Raw genomic sequence first — 11501 nt, 5'->3', positions numbered from 1 at the left:
GCCCGGGTCCAAGCATCATGAGCATCCCCAACATCATCACCATGGGGCGCCTGCTGTCGGTGCCCCTGGCGGTGTGGCTCATCCTGGACGGCGAGCTGTTCTGGGCGTTCTGGCTGTTCGTCGCCGCCGGCGTGTCCGACGCGGTGGACGGCTTCATCGCGCGAACCTTCCGGGCGCGCACCATGCTGGGCGGCTACCTGGACCCGCTGGCCGACAAGGCGTTGCTGGTCAGCGTCTATCTGGCGCTCGGCCACACCGGCTACCTTCCCCTTTGGCTTGTGATCCTGGTGGTGTTCCGCGATATCCTGATCGTCGGCGGCGTGCTGCTGCTCTACACGCTCAAGGAGTCGTTCGCGATGCAGCCGTCCTTCATCAGCAAGGTCAACACGACCATGCAGATCGCCCTGGCGGCCCTCGTCCTGTCCACGTCGGGGCTGGGACTGACCGAGCCGCCGGTGGACCTGGCCTGGATCACGCCGATCATGACCTGGGTCGTGGCCGCGACCACGACCTGGTCGGGACTGGGCTACGTGGTGACGGGAAGCCGGCTGCTCAGCCGGCTCGGCGGCACGAAATGAGCCGGCGGCGGCAGCGCCGCTTCTGGCTGATCGCGGCGCTCGTCGCTTTCGCGGCGCTCTACGTGCTGCGCGACATGCTGCTGCCCTTCGTGGCCGGCATGGCGATCGCCTATTTCCTCGACCCGGTCGCCGACCGCCTGGAGCAGATGGGAACGCCGCGCTGGCTCGCGACGACCGGCGTCCTGCTGTTCTTCCTGCTCTGCCTCGTCCTGGCGCTGCTGCTGCTGGTGCCGCTGATCCAGTCGCAGGTGGTCCAGCTGGTCGAGACCTTGCCGCGCATCGTCGCCTGGGTGAACAACACGGCGATCCCCACCGTCGAAGGCCTGTTGACCCAGCTGTCGCCCGAGGACCTGGAGCGGCTGCGCACCGCCGTCGGCTCCTATGCCGGGGAGGTGGTCGGCTGGCTCGCCGCCGTCCTGAGGTCGATCGTGACCGGCGGCGTCGCCCTGTTCGACGTGCTGACCCTGCTGTTCATCACGCCCATCGTCGCCTTCTACCTGCTGCGGGACTGGGACGTGATGATCGGCACCATCCATGGCTGGCTGCCCCGGCAGCACGCCGCGACGATCCTGGACCAGGTCAACGAGATCGACAGGACGCTGGCCGGGTTCGTCCGCGGGCAGGCCACCGTCTGCCTCGTGCTCGGGCTGTTCTACGGGGTCGCCCTGTCGGTCTTCGGACTGAATTTCGGCCTCGTGGTCGGGTCGGTCGCCGGGCTGCTGTCGTTCATTCCCTATGTCGGGTCTCTGGTCGGCTTCGTGTCGAGCGTCGGGATCGCGCTGGTCCAGTACGACACCTGGACGCCGGTCGTCGTCGTGGTCGCCATCTTCCTGGTCGGGCAGGCGGTGGAGGGCAACTTCCTCACGCCCAAGCTGGTCGGCGACAAGGTCGGGCTGCACCCGGTCTGGGTGATGTTCGCGCTGCTGGCGGGCGGCAGCCTGTTCGGCTTCGTCGGCGTGCTGATGGCCGTGCCGGTCGCAGCCGTGATCGGCGTTCTCACCCGGTTCGCGCTCCAGCAGTATCTGTCCAGCTCCTACTATTCGGGCCCGGACTCCGGGGCCGCGGACGAGGCTTGGAGGCCGTGACCGGTACCCCGGCGCAGCTCCCCCTGGATCTGGGCCACCGGCCGGCGATGGGAGCGGACGATTTCCTGGTGGCACCCAGCAACGAGGCGGCGGTCGCCTGGCTCGACCTGTGGCCCAACTGGCCGGCGCCCGCGCTGGTGATCTTCGGGCCGGCCGGATGCGGCAAGACCCATCTGGCCCAGGTCTGGCGCGCCCGCACCCAGGCGCCCCGGGTAGAGCCCGGCGATCTCCGGATCGAGACGCTGCCGAAACTGCTGTGCGAAGCCGCCGCCGTCGTGATCGACAATGCCGACAAGGGCACCGGTGACGCGCGGACCGAACGCGCCCTGTTCCACCTTTACAATCTGGCCCGGGAAACCGGCGGGTATCTGCTGCTGACGTCGGAGTCGGCACCCGCGCACTGGGGGATCAAGCTGCCGGACCTGCGGTCGCGGCTGATGGCGGCTCCCGCGGTCGCCGTCGGCGCTCCGGACGACGCGCTCCTGGCGGCGATCCTGGTCAAGCTGTTCGCCGACCGGCAGCTTCGAGTCGGCGACGACGTGATCCGCTTCCTGGTGACCCATATGGAGCGGTCGTTCGATGCCGCCCGACGCCTTGTCGCCGACCTGGATGCGGCGGCCCTGGCGGCGCGTCGGCGGATCACGGTGCCGCTGGCCCGGCGGGTGCTGGCCAAGTCCTGACCGGAGGCTATTCCGCGGCGTCGTCGCCCTGCCGCTTCATGACCTCCCGCCAGCGGCTGACGTTGCGGTTGTGCTCCGCCAGCGTCTTCGCGAACGCGTGGCCGCCCGTCCCGTCGGCGACGAAATAGACATAGTCATGCTGCTCCGGGTTCATGGCGGCCTCCAGCGCGGCCTTGCCCGGATTGGCGATCGGCGACGGCGGCAAGCCGTCCACGACGTAGGTATTGTAGGGCGACTCGACCTTCCAGTCGGCCCGCGTCAGCGCACGCCCAAGGGTTCCGCCCCCCTGGGTCAGTGCATAGACCACCGTGGGATCGGACTGGAGCCGCATGTTGGCGAGCAGCCGGTTGACGAAGACGCCGGCCACCTTGGCCCGCTCCTGCGGCACGCTCGTCTCCTTCTCGACGATCGACGCCAGGACGAGCGCCTGCTCCGGACGGTCCAGCGGCAGCGACAGGGAACGTTTGTCCCACGCCGATTTCAGCGCCGACTGCATGGCGGTCTGCATCCGCTTCAGCATGTCGGCGCGACCGTCGCCCCAGGAATAATGATAGGTCTCCGGCAGCAGGGTGCCCTCCGCCGGATCGGACGTGACCTCGCCGGAAAGCGACGGCTCGTCGCGCAGCAAGGCCACCACCTGCGCCGAGGTCAGGCCCTCGGGCACCGTGAAGCGCCGGACCACCGTCTTGCCGCTTTGAAGGATGCGCAGGGCTTCGGCGATGCTGACATGGGCGGGGAAGGCGTATTCACCGGCCTTCAAGGCCCGGTTGGCGCCCGTGATCTTGGCGGCGGCCACGAAGGCCAGCGGCATGTCCACGACGCCGGCCTCGGTGAGGGACGCGCTGATCGCGTCAAGCCCGCTGCCGCGCGGGATCACGACGGCGCTGTCGGCCTCGAGGGGACCGGCGCGGTTGACGAGGTGGAGCCCCCACAGCGCCGCGCCGGCGACCATGCCGATGACGACGACCGCCCCGATCGCAACCCGGACGGCAAGACGCATGGCGAACCTACTTGTATTCCTTGAAGACCAGGGAGGCGTTGGTGCCGCCGAACCCGAAGGAGTTCGACAAGGCTGCCTTCACCCGCTTCTCCTTGGCCTGCTTCGGCACGAGGTCGACGCCGAGGCAGCTGCCGGACGGGTCTTCCAGGTTCAGCGTCGGCGGGACCACGCCGTCGTTGATCGCCTTGATCGAGAAGATCGCCTCGACCGCGCCGGCGGCACCCAACAGGTGGCCGATAGCCGACTTGGTGGACGACATCGAGACCGTCTCGATCGCAGGGCCGAACAGCCGCTTGACCGCGCCCAGTTCGATCTCGTCGCCGAGCGGCGTGGAGGTGCCGTGGGCATTGACGTAATCGATTTCGGACGGATCGATGCCGGCGCGCTTGAGGGCGTTCCGCATCGACCGGAAGCCGCCGTTGCCGTCCTCCGGCGGGGACGTGATGTGGTAGGCGTCGCCCGACAGGCCGTAGCCGGTCACCTCCGCATAGATCTTGGCGCCGCGGCGCTTGGCGTGCTCGAGTTCCTCGAGCACGAGGACGCCGGCGCCCTCGCCCATCACGAAGCCATCGCGGCCCTTGTCGTAAGGGCGCGACGCTTCCGTCGGGCGGTCGTTGTAGCCGGTCGACAGCGCGCGGGCCGCCGCGAAGCCGGCGATCCCGAGTCGGCTGACCGCCGCCTCGGTGCCGCCGGCCAGCATGACGTCGGCGTCTTCCCACATGATCAGACGCGCGGCATCGCCGATGGCGTGCGCGCCGGTCGAGCAGGCCGTGACGGCCGAATGGTTCGGGCCCTTGAAGCCGTACATGATCGAGACGTGGCCGGAGGCCAGATTGATCAGGCTGGCGGGGATGAAGAAGGGGGAGATCCGGCGCGGACCCTTCTCGTGAAGGGTGATGGACCCGTCATAGATGCCGATCAGGCCGCCGATGCCGGAGCCGATCATGACGCCGGTGGCCTCGCGCTGCTCGTCGGTCTGCGGCTGCCAGCCGCTGTCGGCGACGGCTTCGCGGGCGGCGGCGATCGCCAGGACGATGAACTCGTCCATCTTGCGCTGGTCCTTGGACGACACATGGTCGTCCGCGTTGAACAGACCCTCGGCGGTCGGTCCGCGCGGCACCTGCCCGGCGATCTTGGCCGGCAGGTCGGAAACGTCGAACGACGTGATGGCGCGCAGGCCGGACTCGCCCTTGATGAGACGTTCCCAGTTGTTCTGAACGCCGACCCCGAGGGGCGACACCATCCCGAGACCGGTTACGACGACACGTCTCATGATCAATCCTGAACTGCTCGTGGCTTGGAAAGCCGATGCCTTGGCAAGGCCGGGGGGTGAACGGCAAGGGCCTCGGTCGGCCAGGTCGCCGACCTGGCCGTGCCCCTACTCGGTACCGGGGCTCAGGCCGCGGCGTTCGCCTTGATGAAATCGATCGCGTCCTTGACGGTCAGGATCTTTTCGGCGGCGTCGTCGGGGATCTCGCACCCGAACTCCTCTTCGAACGCCATGACCAGCTCGACCGTGTCCAGGCTGTCGGCGCCCAGATCGTCGATGAAGCTGGCATTCTCGGTGACCTTGGACTCTTCGACGCCCAAGTGTTCGATGACGATCTTCTTCACGCGATCGGCGATGTCACTCATCTTTACAAACCTTCCCAAATCTTTCGTTTGATTGGGGTGAGCCCCGACGTCTGGACACCAGATATTATCGGCCCAACCCGTTAGTGTCGGCCCCATGAAAAGTGCCGTCACATAACACACTTGAACGGGGTTGACCAGCGTCCCTCGCTGGCAACCGGTGCGGCCCCGCCATGTTCCCTTAGATCATGGCCATGCCGCCGTTGATATGCAATGTCTGCCCCGTGACGTAGCCGGCCTGCTCGCTGGCCAGGTAGACGACGCCGGCGGCGATGTCGCCCGGATCGCCAAGCCGGCCGGCCGGAACGGCGCCCGTCAGCTTCTGCTTCTGCTCGTCGGGCAGCACGTCGGTCATCGCGGTCGCGATGAAGCCCGGGGCCACGCAGTTGACGGTGATGTTGCGCGACGCGACCTCGGCGGCCAGCGCCTTGGACATGCCGATCATGCCGGCCTTGCTGGCCGCATAATTGGCCTGCCCCGGGTTGCCGGTGACGCCGACGATCGAGGTGATCCCGATGATGCGGCCCCAGCGGCGCTTCATCATGCCGCGCAGGACGGCGCGCGACAGCCGGAAGCTTGCCGTCAGGTTGACGTCCAGCACCAACTGCCAGTCCTCGTCCTTCATCCGCATGGCGAGGCCGTCGCGAGTCAGTCCCGCATTGTTGACCAGGATGTCGACCTGCCCCATGGCGGCCTCGGCGTTCTTGACCAGCGCCTCGGTGGCAGCCGTGTCGCCGAGGTTGGCCGGCACCACGAAGGCGCGCCCGCCCAGTTCCGCCGCGAGCGCTTCCAGCGCCTCGACCTTGGTGCCGGACAGGGCGACGGATGCCCCCTGGGCATGCAGGGCCCGCGCGATGGCGGCCCCGATCCCACCGGAAGCGCCGGTCACCAGCGCGGATTTACCCGTCAGATCGAACATCGATGGCCTCGAAGTTAACGTGCGGCACGAAGCGGCGACAGCAGTTGAGCGACTCAGGATACGGTCTTGATGAAGGTCTCGATGTCGGCCGGCCCCTGGATCGACAGGCCGGAGACTTCCCGATCGATCCGCTTGGCGAGGCCGCTCAGCACCTTGCCGGAGCCCAGTTCGACCAGGGTATCGACCCCCTGCCCCTTCATGAACAGGACGCTCTCGCGCCAGCGCACCAGGCCGGTGACCTGGTCGACCAGCAGGCGCCGGATCTGGTCGGGGCCGACCACCGCCTCGGCCGTGACGTTGGCGACGACCGGGACCACCGGGCCGCGCAGCTCGACGTTGGCGAGCGCCTCCGCCATGGCCTCGGCGGCCGGCGCCATCAGCTCGCAGTGGAACGGCGCGCTGACCGGCAGAAGGATGGACCGCTTGGCACCCCGACCCGCCGCGATCGAGATCGCCCGCTCGACCGCCGCGCGGTGGCCGCTGACGACGACCTGGCCGGGAGCGTTGTCGTTGGCGGCGGAGCAGACCTCGCCCTGCGCCGCCTCGGCCGCGACTTCCTGCGCCGCGGCGAGGTCGAGGCCGAGCAGCGCCGCCATGGCGCCCTCGCCCACCGGCACCGCCTTCTGCATGGCCTGGCCGCGCAGCTTCAGCAGGCGCGCGGTGTCGGACAGGCTGAAGGTGCCGGCGGCGGCCAGGGCCGAGTATTCGCCGAGCGAGTGGCCGGCGACGAAGGCGGCGTGCTTGTGCAGCTCGATCCCGCCTTCGCGCTCCAGCACGCGCAGGACGGCCATGCTGACCGCCATCAGCGCCGGCTGCGCGTTCTCGGTCAGGGTCAGGTCACCCTCGGGCCCCTCGAACATCAGGCGGGACAGGTTCTGTTGCAGCGCCTCGTCCACCTCCTCGAAGGTGTGACGGGCGACCGGGAAGGCATCGGCCAGTTCCCGGCCCATGCCGACCGCCTGACTGCCCTGGCCCGGAAAGACGAATGCGCGCGTCATCACTGTACCCGTATAATTGAAAGGCGCCTTCGGGAGGCGCCAAAATGGCCGATAGTCATACCGCCTGCCGGAATGAAGTCAAGGCCGGCCGAAACAGCGATGCGAACGGTTACGCCGAGAACCGTATGCTGCACTGCACTTGAAACGGCCTGCCGCGACGCTCGGAAGCGAAGATGCCGCAGCTCCGCGCTGTCAAGCTTATTCGCTTGCTCCGCTGGCGCGGGTGTGTATAGTGCGCCGCTTCCAAAGCTCCTTGCCGGCGCACGCCAAGCGTCCGGCTAGGCCCGGGCGGCTGATTCCGGCATTTCGCCGGACCGCAGCGCCGGACCGTTAACAGCCATGGGGAGACCAAATGGCGAATTACGAGTGCGTGTTCATTGCACGCCAGGACATCTCGTCCGCGCAGGTCGAGCAGCTGACCGAAACCTTCTCGAACATCATCCGCGAGAACGGTGGCGAGGTTGCCAAGACCGAGCAGTGGGGTCTGAAGACCCTTACCTACAAGATCAAGAAGAACCGCAAGGGCCACTACGTCCTGTTCAATCTTGTCGCCCCCGCCCCGGCCGTCGCCGAGATGGAGCGCAACATGAGCATCAGCGAGGACGTGCTGCGCTACATGACGGTTCGCGTCGACGAGCTGGAGCCCGGCCCGTCCGCCATGATGCAGAGCCGCAACGAGCGGAGCGAGCGTGGCGACCGCGGTGATCGTGGCGACCGCGGCGGCCGCCGTTTCGACGGTGACCGCGGCGATCGTGGTGACCGCGGCGACCGCGGCCCCCGTCCTCCCCGCCGCACTGAATTCGAAGGAGAGCAGGCATGAGTGCCGCACCGTCCGCTGGCGGCCGCTCGGGTGGCGGTCCGCGTCGTCCGTTCTTCCGCCGCCGCAAGACCTGCCCTTTCTCGGGCCCGAACGCTCCGGCGATCGACTACAAGGACATCAAGCTGCTCTCGCGCTTCATTTCCGAGCGCGGCAAGATCGTGCCGAGCCGTATCACCGCGGTGTCCACCAAGAAGCAGCGCGAGCTGGCGCGGGCCATCAAGCGCGCCCGCTTCCTGGCCTTGCTGCCGTACGTGGTGAAGTAAGCACCCGATCGACCGGGACGGCTTGCGGGGGAATGGAGCGGCGCCATGCATAATGCCCTGCTGATGGCGATCGGCGGTGGCGTGCTCAGCGCGCTGCTTTACCTTTCCGTGACGGCCGGCGGCTTGGGCACGGTGATCCTGGCCTACCTGGGGCCGCTCCCGCTGCTGATGGTGGGGCTGGGACTGGGACTGCGGTCGTTCCTGATCGCCGGCACCGTGGCCGTCCTCGTGGTGGCCGGGTTCGGCGGCCCGCTCTTCGGCTTGTCCTACGGCTTGGCGAACGGGATCGTGGTGGCGGTGATCGTCCGGCAGGCGCTGCTGGCCCGGACGGCTCCCGACGGCACGCTGGAATGGTACCCGCCGGGGCTGCTGCTGGTGGTCCTGACCGGCCTGGGCCTGTCGGGCCTGCTGCTGGCGGCCCTGCTGACGCTCGGGGATCCGGGCGGGCTGGAAGGATCGGTCCGGCAGTTCCTCAGCATCGCGTTCGGCGACGCCGCTGCCGGCACCGCCGGGGCGGAGGAGCCACTGACCGATCTGGTCGATGGGTTCGCCCAGGTGTTCCCGGGGATGGTGATCGTGTCGTGGCTTACGATGGCGATCATCAACGCCGCCCTGGCCCAAGGGGTGCTGATGCGGTTCGGCCGGAACTTGCGTCCCGCGATGCGGGTGGCGGAGGTCGAGTTGCCGAACTGGACCCCGATGCTTCTTGCGGCCGCCGGCGTGCTGGCCCTGATCGGCGGCGAGGGACAGCTGGGATACCTGGCGGTGAACGCGGCGATCGTTCTGCTGGTACCGTTCTTCTTCGCCGGGTTGGCCGTGGTTCACGCCTTTGCCGGCGGGCGGCAGGCCCGGACCCTGCTGCTGGCGGTGTTTTACTTCTTTTTGCTGGTGTCCGGCTGGCCGATCGCCATGGTCGTCGGCCTTGGTGTGATTGAGCAATGGGCCGGGCTGCGCCGGCGGTTCTCCCGGACCGGCCCGGATCAGGAGAGTTAGTCATGGATATCATTCTGTTGGAGCGGGTCGAGAAGCTCGGCCAGATGGGTCAGGTCGTCAAGGTTCGGCCCGGCTATGCGCGCAACTTCCTGCTGCCGCAGAAGAAGGCGCTGCGCGCGACGAAGGCGAACCTCGCCTTCTTCGAGACGCAGAAGGCCCAGCTCGAGGCGCAGAACCTGGAGCGCCGCAAGGAAGCCGAGGAAGTCGCCGGCAAGATGAAGGGTCTGGCCGTCGTCATCACCCGGCAGGCTGCCGAGTCGGGCATGCTGTACGGTTCGGTCAACGGCCGCGACATCGCCGAGGCGGTGACCGCCAACGGCTTCACGATCGAGCGCAACCAGGTCGCCATCAGCGACCCGATCAAGAGCCTCGGCCTGTTCGACGTCCGCATCATCCTTCACCCGGAGGTGAGCGTGAACGTCAAGGTGAACGTCGCCCGCTCGCTGGAAGAGGCCGAGATGCAGGCCCAGCGCGGCGGCATGGTCACCACGGCCGACCTGCTGGCGGACGAGGAAGAGGCCGAGGCGGCTGCAGCTGCCGCGGCCGGCGAGGAAGAGGATACCGACAACGCCTGATCGGCGTCGCCGGACCATCCGTCGCTCCCATGCGAAAGCGCGCCGGCTGTGGCAGCCGGCGCGCTTTTCGTGCTTGGGGAAAGTTCTTAACGGTCGCGGTCAGCCGTGCGTGAGTGTCTTCAGCTCGCGCGTGAACGCGGAGTTCGAACCGGCTTCGCCGGATATCTCCGAACCGGTGAAGTTCAACATGACCGATCCCAGCACGATGCCGATGATCAGGCCGGCCGCGGCACCGATATGGCCGGCCGCCGCGTTCGGGTCTTCATTCTGCTCGTGATACTGCATGAGATCCTCTCAACAACTGCCCGGTCCAACAGGCTATCCGGACAGTTGTTGCGACAAACCTAATGCCTGGCCGACCTCGCGCACCGTTGACGGCGGGACGCCGTCCCTTCCGGAAGAATGCCGCTCGTGGCTCGGAACAGTGTTTTTGATCGATTTATCGTAGGTCGGCCTCGGGCGAAGGCCGACCTTGTCTTATGGCGGTGGGGTATAAGGCGGTGTCCGAGGGATACCGGCGCCCCCTGACGGGGACGCCGGTACGCGGGGTCAGGACACTGTGGCCGACCAAGGCTCGACACCGTACGTAGCGAAGTGCCTGCCCCGAACCCTCGGCGTTCCTCGCACAGTTGCCAGGCGCCGGCCTTGAGCCGGACGCCGCAGACAAGGACGAGTTCGCCATGCCTTGCCAAGTCTACTGCATCGGCATCGATGCCTCCACCCAGTTTCTCGATACCCACGGCCTGCCGGGCCACACCCGCCGGCGCCTGCCCAACAGCCCGGAAAGCCATGGCGAGTTGGCCACTATCCTGAGCGCGCTGCGCGAGGGCGGCAACGACGTGCTGGTCGTCATGGAAGCGTCGGGCGGCTGCGAGCGCGGCCTGCATCACGCCCTGGCCGCGGCCGGCGTAGCGACGGCCATCGTCAACCCCAAGCGGGTGCGGGACTTCGCCCGCTCGAACGGCTGGCTGGCCAAAACCGACCGGGTCGACGCCCGGGCGCTCAAGGCGTTCGGCGAGGCCAACCGGCCGCGCGCCACCCCGATTCCGGAGCCGGTCCGCGCCGAGTTGATCGAGCTGCTCGACTACCGCGACCAGGTGCTGGCCGAGATCACTGCCCGGTCTCATCAGATCGAGCACTTCCACTCCGAGGCGATGCGCCAGGTTGCCGGCGCCGCGCTGGAGGCGCTCCGGGGCCAGGCGGCCGAGTTGGCCGAGCAGATCGCGATGACCGTCTACTGCGACGCCGAGCTGAGCCGGCGCGCTGCGCTGCTGCGCAGCTTCAAGGGCGTCGGGCCGCTGACCTCGGCCATGCTGGTCGCCTATCTGCCCGAACTCGGCTCGCTGAACGAGAAGCAGGTAGCCAGCCTGGCCGGGCTTGCGCCGTTCGCCTGCGACAGCGGCACGTTGCGGGGGGTGCGCCGGATTTACGGCGGCCGCGCCAAGGTGCGCCATGCGCTGTTCCACGTCGCCCGCATCGGTCTGCGCTGGAACCCGGTGCTCAAGAAGTTGTACGAGCGCCTCAAGGCGCGCGGCAAAGCGGGGAAGGTGGCGCTGGTCGCCTGCATGCGCAAGGCCCTGGTGATGCTCAACGCCCTGCTCAAGGCGGGTGAGCCTTGGGACCCGGACCACGAAGCGAAAAAGGCCGACCAGGCGGCATTGCGCAAGACGGCCACGGCTGTGGCCGAGGCTACGTCCCCGGCCGCCGCCTGAGGCTCCATCCCTTTGTTCGATCGGCGGCACCATCCCTCCGTCCCGACCTGGGGTCCACTTGGCGGCGCGTGGAACGGCGGTCAAGGATGGCCGAAGGCCACCGCGGAGCGGCGCGCAGCGTCCTTGAGGGCCGTTCCACGCGCCGTCACACTTGGCCCGAACGGGGGGCGGCTCCAACTCCCACTGTTTGACCACTGACACAGTCCAAAGCAGGACACGGCTACACGTCTGCACCACCACAGTGGA

At 68.0% G+C, this 11501-nt stretch carries 14 protein-coding genes; 8 read left to right on the top strand and 6 right to left on the bottom strand.

Annotated features, from left to right (window positions below; translation table 11 throughout):
- Positions 1–17 precede the first annotated feature (17 nt).
- From JL101_RS07425 to JL101_RS07415, 3 genes are read left to right on the top strand one after another with little or no spacing between them, the layout of a single operon-like run.
- Positions 18–578 (top strand): CDP-alcohol phosphatidyltransferase family protein, encoded by a 561-nt coding sequence (locus JL101_RS07425; RefSeq protein ID WP_203102014.1) that lies wholly within the window; start codon positions 18–20, stop codon positions 576–578.
- Positions 575–1663, top strand: a complete 1089-nt coding sequence (locus JL101_RS07420; RefSeq protein ID WP_203102016.1) for an AI-2E family transporter — start codon at positions 575–577, stop codon at positions 1661–1663. The genes JL101_RS07425 and JL101_RS07420 overlap by 4 nt, the downstream gene beginning before the upstream one ends.
- Positions 1660–2343 carry an HdaA/DnaA family protein gene (locus JL101_RS07415; RefSeq protein WP_323374717.1) on the top strand — a complete coding sequence of 228 codons (684 nt, stop codon included), beginning with the start codon at positions 1660–1662 and terminating at the stop codon, positions 2341–2343. The genes JL101_RS07420 and JL101_RS07415 overlap by 4 nt, the downstream gene beginning before the upstream one ends.
- Positions 2344–2350: 7 nt before the next feature.
- Here the strand turns inward: JL101_RS07415 and mltG are convergent, their stop codons facing one another.
- The 5 genes from mltG to fabD all read right to left on the bottom strand — a co-directional run bounded on the left by mltG (position 2351) and on the right by fabD (position 6892).
- On the bottom strand, positions 2351–3343 hold the full coding sequence (mltG, locus tag JL101_RS07410; RefSeq protein ID WP_203102018.1) for an endolytic transglycosylase MltG: 993 nt from the start codon (positions 3341–3343) through the stop codon (positions 2351–2353).
- Between the two features lie 7 nt (positions 3344–3350).
- Complete coding sequence (gene fabF, locus JL101_RS07405; protein WP_203102020.1) at positions 3351–4616, bottom strand: beta-ketoacyl-ACP synthase II; 1266 nt, start codon at positions 4614–4616, stop codon at positions 3351–3353.
- A gap of 122 nt (positions 4617–4738) precedes the next feature.
- Entirely contained in the window at positions 4739–4978 is a 240-nt protein-coding gene (locus JL101_RS07400) for an acyl carrier protein (RefSeq protein WP_158044532.1), read from the bottom strand.
- A gap of 178 nt (positions 4979–5156) precedes the next feature.
- Complete coding sequence (fabG, locus tag JL101_RS07395) at positions 5157–5894, bottom strand: 3-oxoacyl-[acyl-carrier-protein] reductase (RefSeq protein ID WP_203102021.1); 738 nt, start codon at positions 5892–5894, stop codon at positions 5157–5159.
- 53 nt (positions 5895–5947) lie between these two features.
- Complete coding sequence (gene fabD, locus JL101_RS07390) at positions 5948–6892, bottom strand: ACP S-malonyltransferase (protein ID WP_203102022.1); 945 nt, start codon at positions 6890–6892, stop codon at positions 5948–5950.
- Positions 6893–7244: 352 nt separating this feature from the next.
- Here fabD and rpsF point away from each other — a divergent pair, with 352 nt between their 5' ends.
- Genes rpsF through rplI form a run of 4 tightly spaced genes read left to right on the top strand, consistent with a single transcriptional unit; the run spans position 7245 to position 9543 of the window.
- Complete coding sequence (rpsF, locus tag JL101_RS07385) at positions 7245–7712, top strand: 30S ribosomal protein S6 (RefSeq protein ID WP_203102023.1); 468 nt, start codon at positions 7245–7247, stop codon at positions 7710–7712.
- Entirely contained in the window at positions 7709–7975 is a 267-nt protein-coding gene (gene rpsR / locus JL101_RS07380; protein ID WP_044425739.1) for a 30S ribosomal protein S18, read from the top strand. The genes rpsF and rpsR overlap by 4 nt, the downstream gene beginning before the upstream one ends.
- Positions 7976–8020: 45 nt before the next feature.
- A complete protein-coding gene (locus JL101_RS07375) occupies positions 8021–8968 on the top strand; it encodes a DUF2232 domain-containing protein (protein ID WP_203102024.1) in 948 nt (315 codons plus the stop codon).
- A gap of 2 nt (positions 8969–8970) precedes the next feature.
- Positions 8971–9543: a 50S ribosomal protein L9 gene (gene rplI / locus JL101_RS07370; protein WP_203102025.1), complete on the top strand. Its 573-nt coding sequence runs from the start codon at positions 8971–8973 to the stop codon at positions 9541–9543.
- 99 nt (positions 9544–9642) lie between these two features.
- Here rplI and JL101_RS07365 read toward each other — a convergent pair whose 3' ends face one another.
- The gene (locus JL101_RS07365) at positions 9643–9828 is read right to left on the bottom strand and encodes a hypothetical protein (RefSeq protein ID WP_203102026.1); all 186 of its coding nucleotides are present in this window, start codon (positions 9826–9828) and stop codon (positions 9643–9645) included.
- A 395-nt stretch (positions 9829–10223) separates the two neighbouring features.
- On the opposite strand from JL101_RS07365, the gene JL101_RS07360 reads away from it, so the two are divergent.
- Positions 10224–11255 carry an IS110 family RNA-guided transposase gene (locus JL101_RS07360; protein WP_203104619.1) on the top strand — a complete coding sequence of 344 codons (1032 nt, stop codon included), beginning with the start codon at positions 10224–10226 and terminating at the stop codon, positions 11253–11255.
- The last annotated feature ends 246 nt before the right edge of the window (positions 11256–11501 follow it).

Origin of the sequence: Skermanella rosea, from assembly GCF_016806835.2 — a bacterium.
Classification (GTDB): Bacteria; Pseudomonadota; Alphaproteobacteria; order Azospirillales; family Azospirillaceae; genus Skermanella; species Skermanella rosea.
Note: the sequence above shows the minus strand (reverse complement) of the source record. Positions and strands in the feature narration are given on the sequence as shown.

Coding starts and splice junctions, on each gene's coding strand:
- rpsF (WP_203102023.1), top strand. CDS start 7,245: ATGGCGAATTACGAGTGCGTGTTCATTGCACGCCAGGACATCTCGTCC.
- fabF (WP_203102020.1), bottom strand. CDS start 4,616: ATGAGACGTGTCGTCGTAACCGGTCTCGGGATGGTGTCGCCCCTCGGG.
- mltG (WP_203102018.1), bottom strand. CDS start 3,343: ATGCGTCTTGCCGTCCGGGTTGCGATCGGGGCGGTCGTCGTCATCGGC.
- fabG (WP_203102021.1), bottom strand. CDS start 5,894: ATGTTCGATCTGACGGGTAAATCCGCGCTGGTGACCGGCGCTTCCGGT.
- rplI (WP_203102025.1), top strand. CDS start 8,971: ATGGATATCATTCTGTTGGAGCGGGTCGAGAAGCTCGGCCAGATGGGT.
- JL101_RS07375 (WP_203102024.1), top strand. CDS start 8,021: ATGCATAATGCCCTGCTGATGGCGATCGGCGGTGGCGTGCTCAGCGCG.
- JL101_RS07420 (WP_203102016.1), top strand. CDS start 575: ATGAGCCGGCGGCGGCAGCGCCGCTTCTGGCTGATCGCGGCGCTCGTC.
- rpsR (WP_044425739.1), top strand. CDS start 7,709: ATGAGTGCCGCACCGTCCGCTGGCGGCCGCTCGGGTGGCGGTCCGCGT.
- JL101_RS07400 (WP_158044532.1), bottom strand. CDS start 4,978: ATGAGTGACATCGCCGATCGCGTGAAGAAGATCGTCATCGAACACTTG.
- JL101_RS07360 (WP_203104619.1), top strand. CDS start 10,224: ATGCCTTGCCAAGTCTACTGCATCGGCATCGATGCCTCCACCCAGTTT.
- fabD (WP_203102022.1), bottom strand. CDS start 6,892: ATGACGCGCGCATTCGTCTTTCCGGGCCAGGGCAGTCAGGCGGTCGGC.
- JL101_RS07365 (WP_203102026.1), bottom strand. CDS start 9,828: ATGCAGTATCACGAGCAGAATGAAGACCCGAACGCGGCGGCCGGCCAT.
- JL101_RS07425 (WP_203102014.1), top strand. CDS start 18: ATGAGCATCCCCAACATCATCACCATGGGGCGCCTGCTGTCGGTGCCC.